The 24,082-nt window shown below is 54.1% G+C and carries 21 protein-coding genes and 1 pseudogene; 16 read left to right on the top strand and 6 right to left on the bottom strand.

Annotation, left to right across the window (positions count from 1 at the left end):
• Window positions 1–9: 9 nt before the first annotated feature.
• Window positions 10–900 carry an AraC family transcriptional regulator gene (locus ASF29_RS21225; RefSeq protein WP_062452671.1) on the bottom strand — a complete coding sequence of 297 codons (891 nt, stop codon included), beginning with the start codon at window positions 898–900 and terminating at the stop codon, window positions 10–12.
• Window positions 901–1,071: 171 nt separating this feature from the next.
• On the opposite strand from ASF29_RS21225, the gene ASF29_RS21220 reads away from it, so the two are divergent.
• The 4 genes from ASF29_RS21220 (at window position 1,072) to ASF29_RS21205 (ending at window position 3,702) form a co-directional block, all read left to right on the top strand.
• On the top strand, window positions 1,072–1,884 hold the full coding sequence (locus ASF29_RS21220) for an ATP-binding cassette domain-containing protein (RefSeq protein WP_062452670.1): 813 nt from the start codon (window positions 1,072–1,074) through the stop codon (window positions 1,882–1,884).
• Window positions 1,885–2,045: 161 nt separating this feature from the next.
• Entirely contained in the window at window positions 2,046–2,591 is a 546-nt protein-coding gene (locus ASF29_RS21215) for a DUF4334 domain-containing protein (protein WP_062452669.1), read from the top strand.
• Between the two features lie 2 nt (window positions 2,592–2,593).
• The gene (locus ASF29_RS21210; protein ID WP_162237925.1) at window positions 2,594–3,361 is read left to right on the top strand and encodes an SDR family oxidoreductase; all 768 of its coding nucleotides are present in this window, start codon (window positions 2,594–2,596) and stop codon (window positions 3,359–3,361) included.
• Between the two features lie 86 nt (window positions 3,362–3,447).
• Window positions 3,448–3,702 (top strand): DUF2188 domain-containing protein, encoded by a 255-nt coding sequence (locus ASF29_RS21205; protein WP_200925565.1) that lies wholly within the window; start codon window positions 3,448–3,450, stop codon window positions 3,700–3,702.
• A 77-nt stretch (window positions 3,703–3,779) separates the two neighbouring features.
• Here ASF29_RS21205 and ASF29_RS21200 read toward each other — a convergent pair whose 3' ends face one another.
• The gene (locus ASF29_RS21200) at window positions 3,780–4,502 is read right to left on the bottom strand and encodes a Crp/Fnr family transcriptional regulator (RefSeq protein ID WP_062452666.1); all 723 of its coding nucleotides are present in this window, start codon (window positions 4,500–4,502) and stop codon (window positions 3,780–3,782) included.
• 129 nt (window positions 4,503–4,631) lie between these two features.
• Here ASF29_RS21200 and ASF29_RS21195 point away from each other — a divergent pair, with 129 nt between their 5' ends.
• From ASF29_RS21195 to treY, 3 genes are all read left to right on the top strand, one after another.
• On the top strand, window positions 4,632–4,895 hold the full coding sequence (locus tag ASF29_RS21195) for a hypothetical protein (RefSeq protein ID WP_062452665.1): 264 nt from the start codon (window positions 4,632–4,634) through the stop codon (window positions 4,893–4,895).
• 158 nt (window positions 4,896–5,053) lie between these two features.
• Window positions 5,054–5,563, top strand: coding sequence for an RNA polymerase sigma factor (locus tag ASF29_RS21190; RefSeq protein ID WP_062452664.1), 510 nt, complete (start codon window positions 5,054–5,056; stop codon window positions 5,561–5,563).
• A 150-nt stretch (window positions 5,564–5,713) separates the two neighbouring features.
• Window positions 5,714–8,206 (top strand): malto-oligosyltrehalose synthase, encoded by a 2,493-nt coding sequence (gene treY, locus ASF29_RS21185; RefSeq protein WP_062452663.1) that lies wholly within the window; start codon window positions 5,714–5,716, stop codon window positions 8,204–8,206.
• 29 nt (window positions 8,207–8,235) lie between these two features.
• Here the strand turns inward: treY and ASF29_RS21180 are convergent, their stop codons facing one another.
• Entirely contained in the window at window positions 8,236–9,549 is a 1,314-nt protein-coding gene (locus ASF29_RS21180; protein WP_062452662.1) for an MFS transporter, read from the bottom strand.
• Window positions 9,550–9,807: 258 nt separating this feature from the next.
• Between ASF29_RS21180 and ASF29_RS21175 the strand changes: the two genes are divergently transcribed.
• From ASF29_RS21175 to ASF29_RS21140, 7 genes are all read left to right on the top strand, one after another.
• The gene (locus ASF29_RS21175; RefSeq protein WP_062452661.1) at window positions 9,808–10,224 is read left to right on the top strand and encodes a hypothetical protein; all 417 of its coding nucleotides are present in this window, start codon (window positions 9,808–9,810) and stop codon (window positions 10,222–10,224) included.
• Between the two features lie 46 nt (window positions 10,225–10,270).
• On the top strand, window positions 10,271–10,714 hold the full coding sequence (locus ASF29_RS21170) for a hypothetical protein (RefSeq protein ID WP_062452660.1): 444 nt from the start codon (window positions 10,271–10,273) through the stop codon (window positions 10,712–10,714).
• Window positions 10,715–10,791: 77 nt separating this feature from the next.
• Window positions 10,792–11,241 (top strand): hypothetical protein, encoded by a 450-nt coding sequence (locus ASF29_RS21165; protein WP_062452659.1) that lies wholly within the window; start codon window positions 10,792–10,794, stop codon window positions 11,239–11,241.
• 115 nt (window positions 11,242–11,356) lie between these two features.
• Entirely contained in the window at window positions 11,357–12,082 is a 726-nt protein-coding gene (locus tag ASF29_RS21160) for a YafY family protein (protein WP_062452658.1), read from the top strand.
• A 41-nt stretch (window positions 12,083–12,123) separates the two neighbouring features.
• Window positions 12,124–12,495 carry a DUF1330 domain-containing protein gene (locus ASF29_RS21155; protein WP_062452657.1) on the top strand — a complete coding sequence of 124 codons (372 nt, stop codon included), beginning with the start codon at window positions 12,124–12,126 and terminating at the stop codon, window positions 12,493–12,495.
• Between the two features lie 344 nt (window positions 12,496–12,839).
• The gene (locus ASF29_RS24560; protein ID WP_156462780.1) at window positions 12,840–13,742 is read left to right on the top strand and encodes a hypothetical protein; all 903 of its coding nucleotides are present in this window, start codon (window positions 12,840–12,842) and stop codon (window positions 13,740–13,742) included.
• Window positions 13,743–13,919: 177 nt separating this feature from the next.
• Complete coding sequence (locus ASF29_RS21140; protein ID WP_062452654.1) at window positions 13,920–14,318, top strand: hypothetical protein; 399 nt, start codon at window positions 13,920–13,922, stop codon at window positions 14,316–14,318.
• A 152-nt stretch (window positions 14,319–14,470) separates the two neighbouring features.
• On the opposite strand, the gene ASF29_RS21135 is transcribed toward ASF29_RS21140, so the two are convergent.
• The 3 genes from ASF29_RS21135 to ASF29_RS21125 all read right to left on the bottom strand — a co-directional run bounded on the left by ASF29_RS21135 (window position 14,471) and on the right by ASF29_RS21125 (window position 19,424).
• On the bottom strand, window positions 14,471–16,036 hold the full coding sequence (locus tag ASF29_RS21135) for a DUF1963 domain-containing protein (protein ID WP_062452653.1): 1,566 nt from the start codon (window positions 16,034–16,036) through the stop codon (window positions 14,471–14,473).
• A gap of 138 nt (window positions 16,037–16,174) precedes the next feature.
• On the bottom strand, window positions 16,175–17,737 hold the full coding sequence (locus tag ASF29_RS21130; protein ID WP_062452652.1) for a DUF1963 domain-containing protein: 1,563 nt from the start codon (window positions 17,735–17,737) through the stop codon (window positions 16,175–16,177).
• Between the two features lie 148 nt (window positions 17,738–17,885).
• Window positions 17,886–19,424, bottom strand: a complete 1,539-nt coding sequence (locus tag ASF29_RS21125) for an FAD-dependent monooxygenase (protein WP_062452839.1) — start codon at window positions 19,422–19,424, stop codon at window positions 17,886–17,888.
• A gap of 276 nt (window positions 19,425–19,700) precedes the next feature.
• On the opposite strand from ASF29_RS21125, the pseudogene ASF29_RS21120 reads away from it, so the two are divergent.
• Both ASF29_RS21120 and ASF29_RS21115 read left to right on the top strand, forming a co-directional pair.
• Window positions 19,701–20,506, top strand: a pseudogene (locus ASF29_RS21120) (DMT family transporter); the annotation flags it as partial.
• 318 nt (window positions 20,507–20,824) lie between these two features.
• A complete protein-coding gene (locus ASF29_RS21115; RefSeq protein ID WP_062452651.1) occupies window positions 20,825–23,236 on the top strand; it encodes a DUF4062 domain-containing protein in 2,412 nt (803 codons plus the stop codon).
• The last annotated feature ends 846 nt before the right edge of the window (window positions 23,237–24,082 follow it).

Raw genomic sequence — 24,082 nt, 5'->3', positions numbered from 1 at the left:
GAGATTTGCTCACCGTTTTATCACGTGTGATTTTTTCCATTGGGATGGCGTCAGCCCGACGTGCTTGCGGAACGAACGACTGAAATGAGCGTGATCGGCAAAGCCGGTTTCGGCCGCAATCGCCGTCAGCATGTGGTGCCCGGATCTGATCAGTTCTTTAGCCCGATCGATTCTGGCATTCATCTGCCATTCGTGCGGCGCCACACCTGTCGCGGCCTTGAAGGAGTGGCTGAAGTGCGATTGGGAAAGGCCGGTAAGAGCCGCTAGCTCTTCCAGCCGGATATTTCGCAGGCAATGTTCGTCGATGAAATCCTTGGCGCGTCGCAATTGCCAGGGTGCCAGCGTGCCACGCTTGCGGGGTGCAGTCTTGGAGATTTTGAGAACGTCGAGCAGCAATGACAATGCAAGCCCGTCGCCGTAGAGATCATGCAGCGGTTCGCCACTCTCGAGTTCGCTTGCGATGAGCCTCGCAAGGGTCACAGCCCTGATGTCGGCGAATGGCAGACGGGGTTCCCGTAGCAGCATCGGGTCCAGGTCATCCCCTAATCTGCGGCTTATCGCATCCACATCGAAATGGATGTCGAGATGGCGGATCGACCGGACATCCCTGATGTCCACCCACAAATCCATATCGGCGGGAACATAGGAGATCGGACTGAGGTCGCAATCCTGCGCCGTACCGGGCTCGATCGCCGTGCGCTTGACCGTAGGCCTGCCTTTTCCCTGATGATCGAGCAGAATAAACAGGCGCGGATCGCGCGCAACGTAATGACCGCCAGCGTATGCGCCGCAGGTAACATCCCAGAGATCGGCGGTGATGCCGTTCCAATAACGTCGACGAAGCCCTCCGACAACCGAAAAGCCCTCTATCTGGTTTTGCATTCTCGGTTGAAAGGTCATTCCCGAAACTCTATACCACAAGGATAAAAACTTTCGCGTGTTTATCAAGTTTTCAGGAGGCCTTCAATATCCAGTTTCGCCGTCCGTCGCGTGCAGGATGTTGACGGGTGTTTTGAACCGGGTGAAACGTGAAAGCCACGATTTAGCCAGAGCAGCCTTGCGGACATCCAGATGCCATTGAACAGACAATCAAATCCTGCAGATAGCGACACGCCGCTTTTGTCGCTCGACGATGTGACATTCGCGGTCGAAGATCGCGTCCTGCTGCACCCACTGACATTGACCTTGCATTCCGGCCGGTCCATTGCGCTGATCGGCCATAATGGTTCGGGCAAATCGACCCTCCTGAAACTCATCGGACGACAGCAGGAGCCGACGAGCGGTTCAATCGCGTTCGAAGGCAGATCGCTCGACACATGGGAAAATCGCGCTTTTGCCCGTCGCCTAGCCTACATGCCCCAGCGTACCCCACCAGCCCCGGGAATGCTGGTCAAGGAACTCGTCGCGCTCGGGCGCTATCCCTGGCACGGCGCCCTCGGACGCTTCGGGCAGGAGGACCAGCGGAAGGTAGAAGAGGCGATAGAACTCACCGGTATCGCCAAGTTTACCGATCGCATGGTGGATAGCTTGTCGGGCGGCGAGCGTCAGCGTGTCTGGCTTGCCATGTTGGTGGCGCAGGATGCCGCTTGTCTGCTGCTGGATGAGCCGATTTCCGCTCTCGATATTGGACATCAACTGGATGTTCTGGAGTTGACCTCCGATTTGTGCCGCCATAAAGGCATCAGCATCATCATGGTGTTGCACGACATCAACATGGCCGCACGCTATTGCGATGACATCGTCGCGCTTCATTCCGGCCGTCTTGTGGCCCATGGAACACCGGCAGAAATCATGGATGCTGACGAATTGCAGCGGATATATGAGGTGCCTATGGACATCATTCGCCAGCCCTCCAGCGGCAGGCTTGTCGCAATGCCTCGCTAAAACGTGGATTGCGCCTTCCTTCCCACTTGGGCGACGAGCCTTTGATGGTTCAGCCCATTTTTATTCGATTTCGGCTTGAAACCCGTTTGCTGAACGCTATCTCCATAACAACCGTGCAATGCATGAATATTATATAAAACTTATGGATGAGAAAGTCAGCAGTGGATATTATTGAAAATATACTTTCTGCCCGTTCGGCCCAGCCTTCGCAAATCCTCGACTGCTTCGACGCACTTCCAACCGCCGACGTCTCTCTTCTGACGGGACGGTGGCGCGGTTTCGAGATCAAGACCGGTCATCGTCTGGATGGACTGCTGGAGCCTAGTGGCTGGTATGGGAAGCTCTTCGTAAACCCGGAGGCCGTCCATCCGCTGCTGTTTTATTCACGCGACAAAACGGAACTCTATGCTGTCGATCCGATGCTTGTGCCTTTGACCGCGCCATTGCCGCGTTCTTCAGTGCTGGGCACCGCAATGACGGTTCTGCGCCCGATCCTTCAAACCAGATCGCCGAAAGCCCGATTGCGCATGATTGAATATCGCGGGCGCTCGACCGCGACTATGGCTTACGACAGCAAGGCCATATTCGACCACTTCGTCCGTATCGATGAAATACGTGTTCTTGGCATCATGGACCTCAAGGGCATGCCCGGCCCCTATGCTTTTTGCCTTGAGCGGGACGACACAGACATGAAAGTGAGGATATGACGATGACAGGCGTAACCCTTATTACCGGCGGCGCGAGCGGTATCGGTCGTCTCCACGCCTTGCGAGCCGCTGAAAAAGGCAAAGCGGTTGCGATCTTGGATTTGAATGATGAAGGTCTGGCCGAGGTGTCGGCCAAGCATGCCTCGATCCATCCTTTTCGGTGTGACGTGACAGATCACGCCGCGTTGAAACAGCTCGTTTCAGATATCGAGCAGCGTCTGGGCGAAGTCGACTGTCTTATCGTGTGTGCGGCAATCATGCCCGGTGGAGAGTTGGCGAAAGTGGATCCGGCCAAGACGGTCAAGGCCATGGAGATCAATTATGGCGGCATGGTCAACACCACGAGTATCCTACTGGACAGGATGTTGCCCCGTGGGCGCGGTGATATCGTCATCTATGGTTCGACTGCCGGCATCATCCCGATCGATCGCTTTGGTGCCTACGGGGCGACAAAAGCTGCGGTCAATCACTACGCCAAAGTGCTGATCAGCGAAAACCGCAACAAGGGCATCCGTTTCCAGCTCGTCTGCCCCCCCGCGGTCGATACCCCCTTGATATCCCAGGCCGCCGAGGGCGGGCCGGACTTTCTAAGGACCGGACGCACGTCGATTTCGCAAATGGTGACGCCAGACGTCGTCGTGGAGTCGGTCGAGCACGCCCTGGAGGCTGGTCGCGAAATAAATTACCCAGGCCGCGGAAAGCTGATCGAACTCGCATATCGTGCATTCCCGGGCATCACGCGGCGAATTTCGAACAATGCCGCACGCTGAAGGTCCCGTATCGGACGCGCTTTGATCTGCCGGGTCTGGAACATCTCCGATGCCGCAACGTTTTCGAACGCTTGCAAAAGGAGATTATGATGGCAGTGACCTATCACGTTGGCGAACACGATGGCGGATATGCGTACCGATTAGGCGATGTCTGGTCCGAGACCTTTCCAGACCACGACTCCGCATTGAAAGCGGCCAATGACGCCGCAAGGCGTCAGCAGATCGGTGGTGAGGAAGTCGATATTTCCTACCAGTTGGCGGACGGCCAATGGCAATCCCAACATGTGCGTGGTGGCGACCGGCCCGAGACCGACGTCGTGGATGATACGGCAGGAAAATAAACGCTCCAGCCCCGTGCGCGGTACCATTCGGTTTGCGTATGGGGCTTAACTCTGCGTGACTTTGACAATCGGGTTTTCTACCCGTGTTTTTTGACCTTATTGGCATCCAGGTCATCTCCACCGATCAACCGCCGGTGTTCTGCCTCAGGAATGCCATAGGAGTCACCCGCCGTCGCTTCAAGCACGGCACGATCTCTGATGGTTATCATCGCTCGCTCGGCTTTTATCGCCAGATTACCTTCCAGTTTGTGCAGTGCATCCGTCACGCTTGGGCGTCTTACGCCAAGCATCACCGCCAGAAAGTCGTGGGTCAGCGGTAATTCGTTACCAAGCCTGTCGTGACACATCAAAAGCCAACGGGCCAGTCGCTGCTCCACATCGTAACGACCATCTGCCAGCGCCGTCGCGGCAATCTGGATCATGAAGACGTGGGCGTACTTCTGCAGCATTGTCCGCAGCGTGCGGCTATCATCCATCAACGCACGAAGTTCTGGCGTTGGTATGCGCAACGCTGTGCCTCCAACTTGCATGAATGCCTTATGCGGGCTTTCGTCCACGCCCATCAAGACCGGGACACCCGAGCATCCCTCATGACCGATGCAGCCCACCTCGATGGATTTCGTCGCTACAATCACTTCCGACGACAGCCCGCTTTCGAAAAAATAGACGTGGCTGATCGGCTCGTAGCTTTCGAAAAGGACCTGTTCCTGCTCCAGCGTGACCTTTTCCAGAAGTGGTCTCAGCAGTGCGGCATCTTCTGACGAAAGTGTTTTAAGAAGGCCATTATTGGTCCAGGTCAAAGCGATCTCCTCCTGTTGGTCTTTTAGAGGCGCCTGAACGGTCTTCAACGATCCGTGCAGGCCACAAATAAGGATGTGATGAAACTTTAGCAACTGCCAGTGGTTCGATGGTGACACTGGAGATTTGCAATGCGATATTATTTTCACGTTCGTACCCACGACGGTCTGGCTCTGGACCCTGAGGGTGCGGAATTTGAAACACTTCAAGCAGCATGCGATGAGGCCTTTCAGGCTGCGCGTGAAATCCTAGCCGACCGGCTTCTGCGGGGCGAGGTGATTGATGGTGAGGTCTTCGAAATCACACTTGAAAACGGTGAAATCGCCAAAACCGTTCCCTTCAGAGACGTGGTGCGGTTCGATGAGGCCCCAAGGCTCTATCGTAAGTCCGAATAAATCGGTCTTTTCAAAGCGCGCAATGGCGTTTCCGGAGCCGCAGGACAAGGGTCCAAAAGATATTTCTGATATGAGTGTACGCTAACGTACCCCCATGGCTGAACCCGGAACGATGAGGCCAGCCACGACTTGATCTACCTCTAGCAAGGAGATTAAGCATGTCCTCAGACTTGAGTATCCAGCAAGAAGTCGTCGCCCTTATCCCAGCGCTCCACAGGTTTGGTTCGCGGTTTTATCGAAGCCAAACCGACGTTGAAGATCTTGTGCAGGAAACGTTGTTGAAAGCTCTGCGTGCGCTACCGTCTTTCACGCCCGGCACCAATTTGAAGTCGTGGATGTTTACGATCATGCGCAACGCCCACCATACGTCCTATCAGAAGAACAAGCGCATCACGGTTGGAACCGACAATCTCGAACACCTCATTCCCGCCGCCTCCTGTCCTCAGGAATGGGCGATCCGCAAGATCGAATATGATCGCGCTCTTGAAGCCATGCCGCCAATCTATCGCGATGTTTTTCACCTGGTGATAGAAGATGGGCAAGCCTACGATGCGGCAGCCAGCAAATGCCGGATTTCTGTCGGGACCGTCAAAAGCCGGGTCAACCGCGCAAAACATTTTCTCGCCAATCATATGGGCGATACGATGCAGACCGCCGCTGCCATATAACGTCCAGACCTTCAACGCTGCATCTCCATTGCTGAAACCCGGTAAACATCGTTTGCCGGGTTTGTCATGCGTGCATGCGTTTGCGCGGAAAAACGGTGGAACAACTCTGCGCCGCCGTAGTTCTGCCTCCTCTCCCCATTGGAGCTTCGCATGACAATCCCGACATCGACCTATCGCATTCAGTTTCGCAACGGCATGACATTCGACCGCGCGGTTGAGCTGGTTCCCTATCTGCAAAAGCTCGGCATCAGCCACCTCTATGCCTCTCCGATTTTTACGGCGACAACCGATTCCACCCACGGTTACGACGTGACGAACGCCAACGAAATCGATCCGGTCCTTGGCGGTCGGCAGGGCTTCGAGCGCCTGGTCAGTGCTCTGAAGGCGGCAGGTCTGGGTATTATTTTGGATATCGTGCCCAACCACATGGCCGCATCGCTCGAAAATGCGTGGTGGAAAGACGTCATCGAACATGGCGCTGCCAGTCGTTATGCCCGGCATTTCGATATCGATTGGTCCCGACGCCTGACACTGCCGTTTCTAGGGGATGATTTCGCGACGGTTCTGGCCAAGGGAGACATCTCTCTCCAGACAGATCCACAGAGCGGAAAACCATCTCTGTGCTGCTACGGCGCTTACTATCCGTTGAACCCGGCCACCTATTCGCAAAACGATGCCATTTTGTCAGAACCCCAGGACGCGGGCGCAATTTCCGACCTTCACGACAGACAGGCCTATCGGCTGACATCCTGGCGGGACGCTTGCCGCGACCTTTCCTACCGTCGTTTCTTCGAAGTCACCGGTTTGGTCGGTGTGAGGGTCGAAGATCGGGAAATTTTCGAAGACACGCATCGCCTCATCCTGGAGTTGGTTCGCAACGGTTTGGTCGATGGTCTTCGCGTCGACCATGTGGATGGTCTTGCAGATCCAAAAGCCTACCTTGAGCGGCTGCGCTCGGAAGCTGGTGCCGGGTGCTACATAACGGTCGAAAAAATTCTTGGCCCATCTGAGCAACTTTCGGCAGGCTGGCCCGTTTCAGGCACGACGGGATACGAGTTCATATCTGCTTTGAGCAACCTGTTTGTCGATAACGAAAAACTGGATGATGTCCGCAAGGCCTACGAAGAATGCGAAGGTCGGTCGATCGATATGCCGGCGGAGCTGAGAGCGGCTAAGCTGCTGATGGTGGATGTCAATTTCGCTGGCGAATTCGACAGGCTTCTGAACCTTGCCAAAAGCATATTGGCGACTGACATCACAACGCCCGAAGCGGACGCTGAAGGTTTGCGCGCTGCCCTTCGTGAACTCGTCGTGTCCTTCCCGGTCTACCGGACTTACGGAACAGCGGATGGGCTGCCGAGCGACAGCCAAGCTGTGTTGGCCGACGCGGTGGATCATATCCGCACCGGTCCTGATGCACCCGAGGTTTCGGCGCTTGCTGCCCTTCAAAACGTGTTGCGAAACAGTAAAGGTGCAAAGGCTGAAGAGTTCAGAACGCGCTTCCAGCAGCTGACAGGCCCCCTGATGGCAAAGTCGGTTGAAGATACGTTATTCTATCGTCAGAACGCGGTGATCGCCCTCAATGAAGTCGGCGCGGAGCCTCTTCAACGGACGTTCTCCGTGGATCAATTCCATGCCCACATGGCCGACCGCCTGATGCATCAGCCGGATGCGCTCTCGGCGACCTCGACGCATGATACGAAGCGGGGGGAAGACGCACGCGCACGCCTTTACGCCATCACCGAGGCACCCGACATTTGGGTTGCTGCCTTCAAGCGCTGGCAGGGCATGAACGGATGGTTCAAGACCACGCTTGACGATGGTTGCGCACCGGAGCCGGCGACAGAGTGGCTGTTGTATCAGGCTCTTGCAGGTGTCTGGCCAATCGACCTGCGAGCCGCCGACACGGAAGGCTTGAAGGAACTGGAAGAGCGTTTCATCTCCTACGTCGAAAAAGCGCTGAGGGAAGCCAAACTCCGGACGAATTGGGGTGACGGTAACGAAATCTACGAGAAAGCCGTGATCGGCTACGCACGCCGTCTGGTCTCGCCCGATAATTCCGATTTCCTGAGCGATTTCGTCGAGACGTTGCAGCGCTTTATCGAAGCGGGGTTGTCCAACAGCCTGTCCCAAACTCTGATCAAGCTGACGGCACCGGGCGTGCCTGACATCTATCAGGGCAGCGAAGCCCTCGACCTTAGCCTGGTCGATCCCGATAATCGTCGGATGCCTGACTACGAGACCCTGGCAGCTCGGCTGGAAAAGCGAGACGAGAGTGGCGGAAAAGATACGTCAGAGGGTGGGGTGCGGCTGAAGCAACATCTGATCGCCACGGTTCTACGCCTGCGGCAGGAAAAGCCTGATCTCTTCGTCAGCGGTACTTATATTCCGCTCACGTCGAAAGCGGGTGAGTCGGCACCAGTCGTCGCATTCGCTCGAGTGGCGGCTGATAATGTCCTGATTACCGTCGCCCCACGGCTTTCCATGACCCCGCGTCTCGCTGGCGATATCGCTCTGCCGCCGGAACTCGGCAACGCTACCTATGTCGATGTTTTGACGGGAGCAGCGTGGACATTCGGAGACGCTATCGATGTGGCGCAGGTTGCGGGAAAGCGCAAACTCGCACTGCTTGCACGGCAATAAATGCGACCGGTACTCCTAAAAATCAGGCTCTATTCAAGAGCCTGATTTCTGGATTCCGCATCGATCAGCCAAACACTGAAAGCTGCGATGACCAGCAGCCCGGAAATCAGCCCAAGCGCCAGTCCGAAATTCGATGTCATGAGCGGTGCGACGATGGAGGGGGCGAGCAAACCTCCAAAACGTGCCACCGCACCTGCCATGCCCATCCCGCTGGCACGCAGCGTCGTCGGGTAAAGTTCGGGTGTAAATGCATAAATCGCGCCCCATGTGCCCAAAAGTGAGAAGCTCAAAAGCAGGGTCGCCGCAACAGCCACTTCCGCGGATTGCCCCAGGCCATACGCCAGCGTTCCCACTGCGCTCAAAAGCAGAAATCCGATCAGCGTCGGCTTCCTGCCCCATGTCTCTACCCCGTAGGCGGCAAGGGCATAGCCCGGCAATTGCGCGACGGCCAGCACGACCAGAAAAACCTGACCGCGCATGAAGCCGAACCCGTCTGCTGCGAGCTTCACCGGCAAATAGACGAAGACGCCGTAATAGGACACGGAAATCAACATCCACGCCAGCATCAGGAATATCGTGCGTCGACGCAGGGTACTCGAAAAGAGGGCACTGATTTTCGTTCGCTGGGTGGCTTGCGGTGCAAGCGGCGGAATTTCGTTCGCGCTGCCATTGACCTCAGCGACGCGTTGCAGAACCTGTCGAGCCTCTTCCGAGCGTCCCTTCTGGTTGAGGTAAAAAGGAGATTCCGGCACGTAGAGGCGTAGAACGATGCCCACGAGGGCTGGCAAGCCGGTGACAAAAAAGATTGTGCGCCAGGCCTCACCGCCCTGTGTTCCCGCCACGAGTGCGAGCAGGGCAAGTGCAACGGTGCCGATGGCCCAGCAGCCTTCCAGAAGCACCAGCCAGCGACCGCGCCGGTCCGCAGGCAGAAACTCGGCCATCATAGCGTAATCGACAGGCAGGGTTCCGCCGACGCCGATCCCGGTCAGCAAACGCCCCACGAGAAGCCATTGCAGATCAGGGGCGAAAGCCGAGGCGACACCGCAGATTGCGTCGAGAATGATGGCTATAAACAGGACAGGCCTGCGACCGATCCTGTCTGCAAGTCGACCAAAGACAAAAGCGCCAATCAGCATTCCCAGGAAAAACATCGTTCCTGTCTGCAAAGCCTGTGGCACCGTTACGCCAAAGCTCTTCGCGATGGATGGAGCACTGAAACCGATAGCCAGAACCTGCATCGCATCCGCAGCCCATACCAGGCCGAAAATGACGAAAAGGCGCTTCTGAAAAACACCCACCCCAGCGGACTGAAGTCCACTCTCGACACTGACCGCTGCCTGCATGACTAAGCCCCCAATTCGCCCCAATGTCTCAACATGCGGCTGAAAGCTACCGTCCTCGTGCTCCCATCGCCTGGCGTCAGTTTGTGACACACACGCGGCGTCAATCAAAGACGGTAATAACATAAAATTTACCGCCTCTCGACAAGGGCGATTGCGCAGCGATAACGCTATAAAGAAGCTGCCGAGCCGGGTCCCGAACAAGACCGATGAGCATTTGGATTGAAAATGACACCTTCGATTAGTCCAGCAGGAAGTAGAATGACACCACTGGAATTAGAGCAAACCTACCGGTTTTCGGGCGCAACGCTCACCAATTACTCTGTATCTGATGGCGGTGAAATGCGGTTCGAGGCAGAGTTGATCGCTGCCAACCAGGTTGCAGCGCATCTTCGTGCGAAGGAAGATGATTTTATTCCTGTCGTCGTAGAGGTAGAGCAGTTCGACTTTTTAAGTTCCAGCCTGCCTTTTCAGTGCTTATCTAAAGATCAAGATGGGGAAATTTCACAGTTTGGGGTCAGGAAAATTGGCGATGATCAACAGCCGATTGCTGATCCCGACCCCTCTATCTGCGAACTGTCTTTCTTCCTGAATGACTTCAGCCAGCCTGATGCCGGCTTCGTTGATTTTATCGTCCTCAGCTTTAAAGCAAAAAGCATTACCGTCACGTTAGCATAAGACGTAGGGTGACGTCGCTGCCTGCTGACCAATAGCCTGGAAAGAAATGTTGCCCTACGATCGTGCGAAGTTTAAAAAGTATATTTTATATGCCTATTCGAATATGGCCGAGCCGGATTACCGTTTCGTCGTGGCTGCTTTGGGCAGTGCCCAATACTTAGAGATTGGAACAGAGTTTGAAGATAGGGGCTTCACGGTTCAGGATGACACCGAACCGAACACCGATGTATGTCGAACCCTGATCCTGTCTAAAGATGGTGGTCAAGCCTGCGTCAAGCTATCCTTCGTCGGCCCTTTCGCGGCTGTGTTCATTTTGAAGAGGGCACCGTCCATGCAAGGCATTTCACCTGCGCTGAACGCTCACGGTTTGGAAGTTTTATCGAACGACGTTCTGGTGCAGCCATTCGGTACAGATCCATTTGCTGGAGAGACTAACCCGGTATTGTATAACCTCTTGTTTTCGTGGGATTCGATGCCGATAGAAAACTGAAAGAATGGGCGCGACGCCCTTAATGAGGCTTGCGATTCAAAGGTAAGGCCAGGGGCTTTCCCTTGCTGAGGTTCATAATGGATTTTGATCGCTTCGGACTGAATAAAGAGTTCTGCGAAAAACGCGGTTTCAAGGTTTTTCTGGGGACCGATTGGCTTGATGACTCGGAATACAAAGCCTTGGAAAATCTGTCACGAGGCAGGAAATTATCTCTTTACATTATCGGTTCAGAAGCAGGACCGATTTCCGTTGGTTCTTTCCACGATGCCGTAAAGCTGGAAAGTCAGTTTGTTGACGTCGACAAGATCATAGAAATAGACGACTACGCAATTATATATGTCAGCGACGATCGCGATCTGTTTCTTGTCGCTGCGGACGAAGAGACTTTATCAGTGTTGGTGCAAGACATCGTCAGCGCGGGCGGGAAAACATATTCATCGCTCGTGCAGAGTGGTATCGTTGTGCCGCGGAAACAGGTCAAGTCTTTCTTTGACGAATGGACGGCCTTGAATCTCGAGATTGGGTAAATATTCCCATGCTTTCTTTCAATGGGCTGGTCCATTCAGCATTTGCCATGTCTCTAACAGCCATGCACTGAAGCATGTTAGAGTACTCTGACAAACGTTGGGTCAGAGTCGGACGATGTCGAGAACAAGCCGTTTATTCGAAATGCTCAGTGTGCTCCGCGCACGAAGAATACCAGTAACCGCCGTTGAACTGGCGCGTGAATTGGGCATCTCCAAACGGAGCGTCTACAGAGATATCGAGACGTTGCGGCTTCTCGGAGCACCGCTGGATGGACAGGCTGGTATCGGCTACGTGCTGAAAGACGGCTTCTTCCTTCCACATTTTGCCTTCTCGCCGGAGGAGATTGATGCCCTGATCCTCGGTCTGGGGTGGGTGCAGCAGCGGGCCGATCCTGCCTTGGTGCAAAGCAGTGATAGCGCTTTGGCGAAAATACTCTCAGCGCGGGTCGATGGCCCCACATCGGGAAATGAATTGCCCCCTCTCTTTACGGCTGCCTCCCTAACGGAACGGACTGACCCGCCGCTTGTCGCACCGCTCAGAGACGGCATCCGTCGGCAACGCAAAGTGACGATTGAGTATGAAGATGGCAGGGGCTTGGCGTCCAGCCGAACCATCTGGCCTATCGCCATCGTCTATTTCGATGATGTACGCGTACTGGCAGCCTGGTGCGAAGAAAGGTCGGCATTCCGTCACTTCCGTGTTGATCGCATCCGCGCAGCGATAACAACGGAGGAGCGCTATCCGGAACGGCGCCACTCCCTCATCAGGCGCTGGCGAGAGCAGGATAAAGACTGGCGTTCGCTGTTGCCAGTTTCTGGCACAGCGGTGAACTACAGTTGATTGGTGCAATCACTATCGATGCCCAATCAAAGGAAGATCATATGGTTTCGTTCTCACCCACCGCCTTCGCCGACTTCTTGAACGACAAAGACAATTCTCCCATCGTCATGCTGAACCTTCTCCGTTTTGTTCCCAATGGTGGCCGGGAAAAGCACCTGGAGTATCTTCGAATGGCCGAACCGATCCTGGCGCGCTTCGGCGCGAAAATATTGTTCCGTGGCGATGGCCTGCCAGTTCTGACCGAAGGGGACATACAGGGCTGGGATGCGGTTTTGCTGGTGCAGTACCCACATAGAGCAGCATTCAAGGATATGGTCGACGACGCGGAATATCAGGAGGCCTTCCAGGTCGGAAAGTCAGCCCTCGCTGATATCGTGTTGCAGCCCTTGAAGCATTCGGATGCGCTTGGATGAGCCTCGTGAATGCGAGAGCCGTTTCTGGTCCCATGGTGCGTCTTTCGTAAGGGGCGCCATGGGACGTGGGCGATACCGATGACAGGCGTTGCCTCTCAGCAGAATTGGCGCTCCGTGCTCTCGGCCATCGGTTATCCTTCATATCGGTCACTCGATCTGCTTTTATATTCCCCTTTAAGGCTCCGTTTGCTTACCCAGGCGTGCAGGATGAATTGGGCCGAGTTGCAGTCGGTCCGCTTTTGAGCGATCATTCGCAGAAAGAAAAAAGTGCCCAGAGGTGGCGAACGAATGATTATTGTAACTCTGTATGCCATCATCCGTCTTGCCTCAGGGACGCACCGTCCTTGACACGCCTTCGTCGTTCTTCAGATCATCTGGCCGAGCCAACCCTGCATCGTTTTGACCTCAATCCTCCAGATGTCGGTAGCTGTCTCTCGCAGCTCCAGGCAGCGTTCTCCTCTTACCGTCCGCGATGGGATTGGTGTCGCCAGTGCTTCACGGTCGAGGAGGAGGCAAAAACACGGGATGCGGGCGATCCGCGTCGCGCAAAGCTCGAAAGTTTTCGGCATATCTATTTCGAGCATCCGAACTGCTCCGGTGGCCGTGACACATTTCTTCATTGGTTTCCACGGGGGCTGGAATTGACATTCCTGAACTCCGACGATGATTACTTTCCGATGGAAGGCGCCATGCGACTTGGACTCTGGCGCTGGCCAAAAGAAGAACAGGATGCCCTGCGCGCCTTGTTCTGCCGCGTCGCGTTGAATTGGTTTCACGACGGCGGTGCCGTGCCATTTGAGCGTGTGATGCGCGAAACGGGCAGGGACATGGATACCTATGTCTCAGAATGCATTGTCGAAGCGCTTCTTATGCTGAGGGTAGATCCATTCAATCTGTTTGCTTGGCTGGCACGAGAGGGTTCGCCCCGCGCGCGGGACGTTCTGGTTGACCTCACAGCCCGACAGCATCTCGTTGATGAGGGTGTCTACTATGTTCTGGACGACGCCAACCACGAACCATTGCTGCGCGACGGCATTCGAGCTTTAGACCGGCTCGCCTTGGACTCTCTTCAGCGGATTGTCACTGATGAGCGCCTGGTGTGCCTGTGGACTTGGGCTGAACGAGAAGATTGGGTGTTAGCCCGGACCATCGAGGATACGGAACCGTTGCGGACGAAATACGCCCTTCGCTTGTCGGCAACGGAACGGCGAAGGGATCGCGCGATCGTTAAAGCCGCTATCGCCTGACGCCCCTGTCGCACTGGTGCGCCGTGCCCTGTAGAGCTGACATTTTCCACAAATGCATTGAAGCTTGGTGCTCGACGCCATACACCCTGCTGCAACGAGTTGTTACTGTTCGTCAGAGCCGTCCTTTCTGTGAGGGGGAGTTCGAGAACATGCCAGGAGGCTGACAAAGGAACGCAGATGTCGATTACCATAGAAAAAGTCATTCCCGCTGCGCGTATGCGCCAGTTTCATCAGATGGTTGATCGCTGGCTCAACGAGGGTCCGATCAGGCTCGCGACGAATGCCACGATCACCGCAATGGACAATGCCGGCATCCCGAAAGCTGAGCAGGCAGCGATCATCGAGGACCGGGATATCATCATGAAGCACAATATGCGTCTTGGTGTGATCAGCGAAGTCTTCGCACCAGCCATCGAAAAAACGGTAAATGCGTCCCGGTCTGGAAGTGACGCACAGGATGAGATCGCTCGGTTGATTGTGACTGCCGTCGGTATCCGTCAGGAAGACGATAGTGAAGTGGTGACATTCACCTTCCAGACTGAAGCTGAGGCAGACGCCTTCGATAAAGCTGTCTGAAAGGCATATTCTTGAGTGATTTTCAGCCTTATGACTTGGCAGGAACCCGCTGCTGTTGATGCGGTTCGCCTTCTGGTGTCAACAGGCAGGCGCTCCTGACTTTCACATGCGATTGCACTTAAGCTAAAGATCGAGGTTCTGATCCCTTTTCCTCAACCGGACTCGACAAAGGCGTAGACCCGCGAGAAATCGGCTCGCGCGGCGTCCTTTCGATGGACCATGAAAATGTAGTCGCCGTGGTCACCGAAGCTGAAATCTGCTTCGCCTCCGGATGCGAGCTTGACCAGAATAAACCAGCCATCTGGCGCGGATATGTCAGACCAGCCGTTTTGTGTTGCATGTTTCGCAGCCATTTTCTGGAGCGCAGAGAGCTCGCGAACGCCGGTTATTCCGAACATCTGGTGCTGCGGTCCATCTCCGATTTTAAAGCGGTCGCCAATCGCGATGGAAAAATCAGATGGGTCTTCTATGCCGAGATCAGCATAGACCTTCGGGTTGTTGTTCTCGCCGGGCTGGCCGAAGGGAGCACTCAAGGAGCGTTCGAAACGCAGGGTCTGGGCCGAGCGGCTGAACTCGTATTCGGAGGCGAAAGCCCTGACAGGTACGCCGTCTCGGGTGAATGTCATGCGGCCGGCCTCGTCCGTGCTGACCGATAGTCCGTCGACAGCCTGTCCGTTCGGTACAAACCGCTTGAGGTCGCTATCCCAGACGATCATCTGCGATGCCGAGATTGCCGTGTCCACCGCGTCTTCCGAAACTGTATGGGGGGTGAGAGTTGCGTCCGCCGGTGTGTAAAGGACGCGCCAATCCGTGTAGTCCGTTCCCGTGAAGAAGGAGATCAGCCCGGATGCCGGTAGCTCTTCCGGTCGATCCGGAACGTCAGCGAGATTGATCTGGGCAAGATAATTGAGGTGCAAGCCGTTGTCGTCGCGCGGCCAATCTACGTTGGCAGGCAGGTCAGGACCGCCGCCGATGCGGCTCAGTCCAGTGATGTCGCCGTTGGCGGCATTACGTTCAACCATGGCAACCGTCGGCATGACGATTTGGCGCAGGGCTTCTCGCTTATCCTGCAATCCAGCGTCAGCCAACGCCTCGTCGAAGCGCTCCTCGATACTGGCCAATGGTGCCTTCGCTGCCGCCGCGTTTGCGGCGCGCCGTTCTTCATGGCTTTGCTGGATACGGATGGCTGACACCTGCTCCATGTTGTCTTTCAGTCTTTCAAGGACGGCTGCCCGCTCGGCTTCGGCTACAGCTCTTGCTTCGTTCACCGCATCGCCTTCGAGCTTGAGGCGGATGGATCCCAGCAGACGCTCAAAATCCGTCTCGATCTCGACGAGCTCGGGTGCACTGACCATAGCGGTCGCGTGGTACCATGTGGAGCCATCGGCTGACACCAGAAGTGCACGCAGACGGTACCAGTCGCGCTTTTCCTTCGTCTCCCAATCCTCAAGCCGATCCTTTATCTTGCTCATCTCGCCCGTCATGCCAGCGAAGGTGACGGTCTTTCGCTCGACGATCTTGCCGCCGTCGTCTTTAAGGCGTTCGCCGAGCCATTTTTCGGGCGATTTTCTCTCACGCTTGGACGACCACACGCTCATCTGTGGCGAGAACGCCGTCTCCGGATGATGACGCAATCCGATTGATCCTGCAAAGACGCGGACATTTTCAAACATCGGATTTGCTTCAATCGAGAACTCCGGTGTTTCGACCAACTTCATATGAGACTCCCAGAACGGACGTGGCCACTTCGATACTCGACCTTATCAGAAACCACACATGCCGTGATCCGGTCGAGGCAGGTTCTGCCCAGGAACGGACATGACGTCACCAGTCCGGCGATACAAAGGCGAAAGAGCCTAACCGGATAGGAGCACACAGCGGTCGAATCGATTGCTTGCCAGATCCGCGACAGGGGCCATGATGACGAGATCGTCGGCGTCCCAAAATGTCCGTCCGGTGGCCGAGCCTGCCGGTAAACGCGCGAGGATACCCCAAGCCGTCGGATCACCCAGATCGCTCCAACCTCTGGACAAAGCATGCTCTGCAACCTCCACCCGGCAGTCATGGCCACCGCGGATCGTCGCGTAGCCCAGCATCTGGTGGACTTGAGGTTGACCTGCACCAGCCTGCCGACCCGCTTCCGCAAGCTCGAAATCCTCACAGGTCTCGATTAGATCGTCAATTGAACCCAGACCGGTGTCTTCCAGATGTATCTGCGCCGCCAGACGGTCGAATGTTCGCGTTAGGCGCGGCAGCAAACGTGCAGATGCCGCGGTTGCCCAGCGTTCGTCCGAGAGAGCCTCGAAGCCGCAGCCAGGTTCACCGACAGCCCAGACGGGATCGGATGTATGGGCGAACTTCAGAGTTCCGTCAGCCATGAGTTCTGCCGTCACCAGATCGCCTTCCGTGTGCGGCAACATTCCGACGGGGGTATCTGGATCGAGCTCCGCAACGATCCGCACCGCAGCGGACGATGCTTCAATGATGGCCTCCGTCATGTCATGACGAACAAGAGACGAACCGGATGGCGTATAGACGACGTTGACCAGCAAAGCGTCGTCGTGAACGAAAAACGACAATAGACCTTCATCCGGCAGAGGCCCGATCGTCCTGCAAGCCGCTTTCACCTCTGCAAGATTGATCTGCATCAGGAACGGATGGCGCATTCCGCGTGCGTTGCTCGGCCATGTCCCTGGCACGAGATCAGGACCACCACCGATACGGCTCGCGCCAAGAGACGCCGTCTCGCCGTATGGCTGCTCCTCCAGCGCTATTGTTTCTGCGAAGAACTGCGAAACACGCGACGTCTCGTTTTCGCCCAAGGCTGAAGCGAACCGCTCGTCCCACTCGCCGCTCGCCGCCCCATGCTTGATAGCCGTTCCGGAGGCCTCGTTTGCCGCTGTGGCCGAATGCCGCATCTTTTCCTGCTGCTGGAATTGCGACAGCAACATCTTTTCGCCAACCTCATCGACGCGCAATTGCAGTCCTTGCATCAGCGCGTCGAATCCCTTTTCGGTTTTATCCCTGTCACGAACTGACGAACGCCAGCCAAACACCCAGAGGCGGTTGCCTCGGCCGTTCACAAGCACGAGACCTGCCACCTCTTCGCCAGCCGCCGCAGATGATGGACGTCCTGTTGCTGATCGCCCTTCGCGTCCAAAGAGCTGAACCGTTGCCAGATTCCAGTCGGTCGAACTGTCTGTTCCAAAAAGATCAGCAGCAATGGACGGAAAGCGTTCGTCGAGTGGTGATGGCTGGCCCTGATCGCGGACCAGAACGAAAAGCGATGGATGTGCTTCTTCGCCAGTGTCTGGACGCAGGACAAAGCGTTGGGGTTCTATGGCAACAACGTGGGAGAAGGCTTGCGGAGCAGTGAAAACAAAGTCTTGCGTCATCCACCGCTGCAGTCGATAGGTCATGCAAATACCTCAAAAGAACATCTGACGAAAATAGCGTCGCACAGGTCTAGGTTGAATATAAATCATATTCATCTTGTGAGGACAACCGATGGCCGTTGTTGTCCTTTCCGAACAGCAGCGCTGCTTTCAACGCCTGAGCGTCCGCCTGTCACCCTTCACCCAACCATCGTGCCGCGGCTTCAGTGAACCCCTGATAGTTGGTGCGACCATCGCCGACCCATGCGACCACGCCGTCCGGTCGAATAAGCAGTGCCTCGAGGCCCAGTGGTTCCCGTACCTCGCTTTCGATGGAGATGAGCTGCCGGGCGAAAGATTGCGTGAGGTCGCGGAGGGGTGAGGCCGTTTTGAAATTCAACAACAGACCTTTGCCCGATTGCAGATGTTCGCCAAGTTTCGACCCATCAGAAAACTCGAAGTCAGGCGCACTGCGGCCGATCAGCGGATGGCTTCCGCCGAGATCATAACCCCAGGAGACGCCCCATACGCGCTCTGCAAAATAGGTTGCGCCATCCTGCGTGTCGATGAGGTCACGGATGATACCTGCGAGTGCGCGCGAGCTTCGGCTGGGCCGCATGATCGCCACCTGAGCCCGCGACCAGTCCAGAATCTGCGCGCCGACCGGATGTCTCTCAGTCGTATAGGTGTCCAGCAAACCGACCGGGGCCTCTCCGTGAACGGTAGCGGCCAGTTTCCAGCCCAAGTTCATTGCGTCTCCAAGACCAAGATTAAGGCCCTGACCACCCAAAGGCGAGTGGATATGCGCCGCGTCACCAGCGAGCAGCACCCTGCCATTGCGGTAGGTCGTTGCCTGAAATGCGCGGTCGGTCCAGGTCGTCGCAAGGTGAAGAGCCGTCACCCTTACATGCGTTTCAGAAATGCGACGTAAGACCTGCTGCACATGGTCAAGAGTTGGCGCAGTACGATGAAAAGCACCCCCATCGAAATCGACCATCGCCACAATGCCGGGCTTTTGATAGGTGAACATGCCCGTTGTGGTGTAATGGCGACCTGTCGGCAACTGATCCGGATCCGCCATCTCGATCTGGACGGAATAGCCCGTGAACTCGGGATCGGTTCCGACGAAGTCGAAGCCTCCAACCTTCCGCACCGTGCTGCGACCACCATCGCAACCGACAAGCCAGTGTGCCCTGACCATTGAGCCCCCCGCATGGACGGTCACACCTTCGCTCGACTGTTCGAAATCCCGGATACGCACGCCGCGCCTTATGTCGACGCCCATCGCGACTGCCCGAGCGGTTAGCACGGCTTCAACATGCTCCATTGTACTGACCATGTTGGTCGCAACCGGACTTGGCAAACGATACGCCCAGCTCTTTGTATCGATCTTGTCGTGGAAGAACTGGATACCCGCGAAATGGCCGCCGGGGCGACGTGGCTGATGCATCCAGTATGCAGTGGCCGAAGCGCCGCCGCTACTTGATTGCAGTTCCGTCAGCCTCGGCCCGCTCATCTCGTCCAGCATGCCCCTGCGATAGAAAGCCTCGATGGTTGGAGAGGAAAGACCACGCATGCCGAAGGGAAGTTGTTTTAATGAAGTGTGCGGGTCTTCCGCCTGTTCCAGGACAAGAACTGACAAGGCTCTTAGCCGAAGCTCGCATGCCAGAAACAGACCCACAGGTCCGGCACCGGCAATCACCACGTCATAAGTTGAATGAGGATCATCCATAAACTGCTCCTTGATGGTCGTTCGACCGGAGCGGTTCGTCGTTTTGACAACCACACGGACGAACAATGAAACGCCAAACAGCGTTTGTTGCTCGTCGTGGGACTCATGCTTTACGCAAGGACAGAGCTTCCGTTTTCGGAAGGATTTGGGCTAGACCACACCAAATCTGCCTTTTTCGACAGCCGCATCATAACGTCTGCGAAAACGGTCTGCAATAGCACTCATGCGCGACACCATGTCCGCTGCTGGCGCGGTCCTGCTGGAGCGGCTTATGCCGTGCCATGGCTTGTCGAAAGCTGCGAGGTCCCGCAGATATTCTTTGTGCGCAGCGCAGTCATCGTTCTGATCACCGGCATACTGGCACATCGCTACCGCCACCCTCCATCCTAAAGAGCAAATATCGCGGCACCATCGTTCTTCGCGCAACACTCATGCTTACCGTATGGATGCTGTTCTACAGCTCAGCGCGATATCTGGGGCTGGCGGAACTCACCACGCTTTATTTCTCCGCGCCCATCATGGTCATGGTCCTCTCAATCTTCGTGCTGAAGGAGAAAGTCGGCGCAGGCCGGTGGATAGCCTGCGCGGTGGGCTTCGTCGGTGTCGTCGTGGCTGCCAATCCGGCCAACTCCCCAGCCTGGCTACCAGCAACACTCTGCATCATCGCAGGCTTCTGCTGGGCACGGAGCACCATCCTCATTCGCCTCATCAGCAAAAGCGAAACGACATTGACGCAGATGTATGCCACCAGCGCACTTTTTGGCATTGCCTGCGCACTGTCCTTGCCCTGGCTCTGGAAAAACCCGGATGCGCAGGGCTGGCTTCTTATGATCGCGGTCGGGCTGGTCTCAACGTCAGGGCAATATCTTCTCTACGAAGGCTTCAGACACGCGCCCGCATCATCGCTCGCACCAGTGGAATATACCGGCCTCAACTGGGCCTTCATCTATGGTTACGCCATCTGGACGGAAATACCGGCAATCAACGTCTTCATCGGCGCAGTTCTCATCGTCGCGGCAAGTTTAGTGCTTGTCGGTTGGGAACGGCGGAGCATGAGGACTGCGAAAGAGCGGATCGGTTGATTGCTTTTGCAAATGCGGCAACTTCGTCGGAGAGGTAGCTTATCAGAAATGGATTGCTTCGAGTTGGGATGCCAGTAGTACTGCAACAGTAAATTTCAAATCCAACATCGATATTGATTCATTGCTATGTAAAAATCTGACATCCGAGAGTGGTGATAGCTGATAATATCAGCTGTAGATTTTTCTGAAGTGGACTTAGCAGCAATCAAACGAGGTACTTTATGGTTGTATTTTTTGGGGATTATTTCTTCTAGGACTATTATACTACACGGTGTTTTTATAAAATTACAGAGTTTTGATGAGTCTAGGAGAGCGCCATTGTCAGAAAATCTCCGATTAGTTCGTGTCTTCATAGGTTCACCTGGCGGGCTCGATGAAGAGCGCGAAGCAGCGCGAGATGCTGTAGAAACAGTGAATAGAGCTCACTCTGATAAATGGGGTATCCTGTTCAAATTGGTAGGTTGGGAATTTACCATTCCAGGATACACGCGCCCGCAATCCAAAATTAATGATGATCTTGACAAGTGCGAATACTTCCTTGGACTTTTGTGGAACAAGTGGGGAAGTAGGCCTACAACGGATTCTGCTGGACCGACGTCCGGGTTTGAGGAAGAATATCTCAGGGCGGAAGATCATATGAAATCAGGGAAGATGAAAGACATCGCCCTGTATTTTAAGAACGTTCAGGTGCCCGAAGGCTTTCAACCATCTGTTGATTTAAAAAAAGTTATCGATTTTAAAGAAAAATGCATTGCAGAGAAAAAAATATTCTTCAAACCCTTCAATTCTGTGAGTGACTTCAAAGAGGCCGTAGTCGAGAAACTACAAGAAATAGGCTGGGCTGAAACTGCTATTTTAAAGGCAGCAGCTGATGAGGTTAGTGTCTCTGAACAAAAGCCACAAATTCCGCAAGCGGATGGAGAAGCACCAGCTTCAGACGATGATGACTATCTTCTCGGTACTCAAGCGCGAAATTTTTTAAGAGGATTTTTGAACAAGCCCGATACTTGGGATGTAGTGAAGCCTGAAGAAGTGGCAAGGTTCCGTCTACTCGCATCTTCGGTCCGAGGCCAAGGAAATGACGATGCTTATCTTGGAAATCACGATGCAAACATCATTTTCCGAAAGCTAAAAAATGCATCATTTTCTGGTCGGGAGATTTTGGCCTTAATAGACTGCGGTGTGAATGGCTTCCAGCATCAGAATGTTCCTCTCTGGTGTTGGCTTACTAAGCCCACGCGTGCGGACGGGATAGCTAGGATCGCCACGTTAAGTCTTGCCGGGACAAACACTGAAAAGCAAAACGCGCTTGAGCTTTTCAAGCTAGTTGGCTACTCACTACCTTTTGCTGACAACGACTTAGCTCTGAGAACTGCGCTCGATACTTGGTTGATAGAATCGACAAATAAAGTCTTTGAGGCTGCAGTATCTTACTTGAGTGCGATAGGGAAAAAGGAGCTAATTCCGTTTCTTGAGAAGTTTACTCCTAACTCCTCACGATTCGATACGATCCAGACTGTTATCGTAAGTATTTTGTCTCGGACAGATAAAGCTGCGGCGCTTAAGTGGATACTTGAGAAAAGCGTAGACAAGGTCGATAAAACGCTCATTGAGGAGCTGTTTAGTGATGCGTCATTACTGAACACCGAGTTGATCAAAGCGTGCTTGGATACCAAACCGGACTTGCTTCGCCTACGCGCAGCCGAGACTCTACATAGTAGGAACGAGCTTGACATTGATACGGCTTCTACGCTCCTAACTGATACTAACTATGACATACGCATCATTGCGATTGAGGTGCTGCGTGTATCGAGTATTACGTTTGATGAGAAAATTGTATCCGCTAGCCTGAAAATTGAGAGGCCAGGTTTTGGTCTTCTGAAGTCTACTGACGATACTTTTTACAGAAAATATAAAGAAAAGCGCCTTGATGAGCTCAGTTACACTGAATTGAAAGCGCTTACTGAAAGTTCTTCGCCGTACACCTATCAGGAGAAGGCTCTTTTGTACTCGAAGTACACGAAAAAGTGCCTCGATGAAATTAGAACTAATCTGGAAGACGGCTTTGAGAGTTATGTCTTAAATCGTATGCAGTCTGCTGGCATTGATGCGTCTAAGCTTGGCGAGGTTGAACATATGGTACAAATGCGCATATTAAATATAGCACTTAATGCGTTATGTAATATCGCGGATGCCGCAGACATACGGCTAGTTAGACGTGTTCTGAGGGCTAATGACGTGGAAGCAACCTCAAGCGTTCTTTCTTATCTTAGTCAATGTGGTAATTGGTCGGATGTAGAATTGATTAAGGAGTTGGGTCAGAATAGCAGGAAGTCGAGCTTGTTAAGTTTTTCCACTATCTCAATTCCTCAAGAGCGAGCGGAAGCGATTTTAGCACTTGGGCGAAACAGAATCGCAGATATATTTGCGCTTGATGTCGACAATGTTGTGAAAGTTTGGATCGCTAAATTGCTTCCAAAGAAAGTCGTTGAACAACTCAGTGATGAAGTAATCATCAAAGAACTTCAGCAGCCTCACGGCGATTATCGAGTGATGTTCGCTCTGAAATGCCTCGCGTCATTGAAAAAGAGCAGATTTGATAATATTTTAACTGGGTACTTGGACGGCGAACGTAGGTTTTACAATGCCATACATTGGCTCGACTTGGGCGTCTCCTATCCTTCGTCTGAAGTTAAAAAAATTGCAACTCGACAGATGGCTTCGCTTTAGTTTTGCTGGCTCTTTTTGGTTATCGTTGGAGGGTTTCTGAGGTTTAAGCTTTTTTAGAAAACCGATACTGCCCACGCCCCAGCTTTTTTTCTTTGCAATATGTGTAGTCGTGCACCAGCGCATCTTTACTATGTTTTTAATAGGAAAATATTCACATTTTGATTTACAGCGAGAGATTTTTCCTTTATAGTGTTTAAAGTTGCGTTCTCGTGCTGGCAGCGCCAGGCGAAGAAGGTGGCGGGTTTTGTTTTGATGGTACTCAGTCATCGGATCGGAACTCGGTAATTGAAATGCCGGCTGTGCAGGCGGAACAACCTGTTGGTGACCCTAAGGGCAGAACGGGCTTCTTATTGCGCGTCGATGTATTTCGAGCATGGCTGAGTTTGGAATGCGGATAGTGGCAGAGAAATAGGAAGACGAGGAAGATTAGATTTCAGCCTAGCGTGCGGGCCCGAATGCTGGCTGGAAATGCGGTGTGATAATTGGGGGCGCTGAGAGGTGCCACACATATACCGTTACGAGGTAGCTTTCAGCGCCCCGTTGAAATGGCTGGTTTAGCTTATGGTTAGACGAGCAATGAATTTTGATGACGCGAGCTCTATGAGTTGCGTGAACGGATAGGTGTTTTTTATTGCGGGAAAGGGGTGAAATCAAAAGATAAAGCATAAAGATATAAAATCACTAAATTCACGATGCTGCATATATAGAAATATATATTTGCAGATCGGATTGGCGCGTTAATATATAAATTATCTGCAGTCGAACATGCGGATGATCTAGATAGGCGCACGTGTTTTTGGACGGAAACCAGCCAGAAAGCTCGGAATCGACTGCAAATGAAGGGAT

Origin of the sequence: Rhizobium sp. Leaf262, assembly GCF_001422245.1 — a bacterium.
Classification (GTDB): domain Bacteria; phylum Pseudomonadota; class Alphaproteobacteria; order Rhizobiales; family Rhizobiaceae; genus Agrobacterium.
The sequence above is the reverse complement of the archived record's forward strand: the minus strand, read 5'-3'. Positions and strand labels throughout refer to the sequence as shown.

What these genes read in the sequence shown, in the direction of transcription:
- ASF29_RS21220 (WP_062452670.1), top strand. Translation starts at nt 1,072, where the DNA reads ATGCCATTGAACAGACAATCAAATCCTGCAGATAGCGACACGCCGCTT.
- ASF29_RS21210 (WP_162237925.1), top strand. Translation starts at nt 2,594, where the DNA reads ATGACAGGCGTAACCCTTATTACCGGCGGCGCGAGCGGTATCGGTCGT.
- ASF29_RS21205 (WP_200925565.1), top strand. Translation starts at nt 3,448, where the DNA reads ATGATGGCAGTGACCTATCACGTTGGCGAACACGATGGCGGATATGCG.
- ASF29_RS21180 (WP_062452662.1), bottom strand. Translation starts at nt 9,549, where the DNA reads ATGCAGGCAGCGGTCAGTGTCGAGAGTGGACTTCAGTCCGCTGGGGTG.
- ASF29_RS21125 (WP_062452839.1), bottom strand. Translation starts at nt 19,424, where the DNA reads ATGGATGATCCTCATTCAACTTATGACGTGGTGATTGCCGGTGCCGGA.
- ASF29_RS21140 (WP_062452654.1), top strand. Translation starts at nt 13,920, where the DNA reads ATGTCGATTACCATAGAAAAAGTCATTCCCGCTGCGCGTATGCGCCAG.
- treY (WP_062452663.1), top strand. Translation starts at nt 5,714, where the DNA reads ATGACAATCCCGACATCGACCTATCGCATTCAGTTTCGCAACGGCATG.
- ASF29_RS21165 (WP_062452659.1), top strand. Translation starts at nt 10,792, where the DNA reads ATGGATTTTGATCGCTTCGGACTGAATAAAGAGTTCTGCGAAAAACGC.
- ASF29_RS21225 (WP_062452671.1), bottom strand. Translation starts at nt 900, where the DNA reads ATGACCTTTCAACCGAGAATGCAAAACCAGATAGAGGGCTTTTCGGTT.
- ASF29_RS21135 (WP_062452653.1), bottom strand. Translation starts at nt 16,036, where the DNA reads ATGAAGTTGGTCGAAACACCGGAGTTCTCGATTGAAGCAAATCCGATG.
- ASF29_RS21130 (WP_062452652.1), bottom strand. Translation starts at nt 17,737, where the DNA reads ATGACCTATCGACTGCAGCGGTGGATGACGCAAGACTTTGTTTTCACT.
- ASF29_RS21155 (WP_062452657.1), top strand. Translation starts at nt 12,124, where the DNA reads ATGGTTTCGTTCTCACCCACCGCCTTCGCCGACTTCTTGAACGACAAA.
- ASF29_RS21190 (WP_062452664.1), top strand. Translation starts at nt 5,054, where the DNA reads ATGTCCTCAGACTTGAGTATCCAGCAAGAAGTCGTCGCCCTTATCCCA.
- ASF29_RS21160 (WP_062452658.1), top strand. Translation starts at nt 11,357, where the DNA reads ATGTCGAGAACAAGCCGTTTATTCGAAATGCTCAGTGTGCTCCGCGCA.
- ASF29_RS21175 (WP_062452661.1), top strand. Translation starts at nt 9,808, where the DNA reads ATGACACCACTGGAATTAGAGCAAACCTACCGGTTTTCGGGCGCAACG.
- ASF29_RS21170 (WP_062452660.1), top strand. Translation starts at nt 10,271, where the DNA reads ATGTTGCCCTACGATCGTGCGAAGTTTAAAAAGTATATTTTATATGCC.
- ASF29_RS21195 (WP_062452665.1), top strand. Translation starts at nt 4,632, where the DNA reads ATGCGATATTATTTTCACGTTCGTACCCACGACGGTCTGGCTCTGGAC.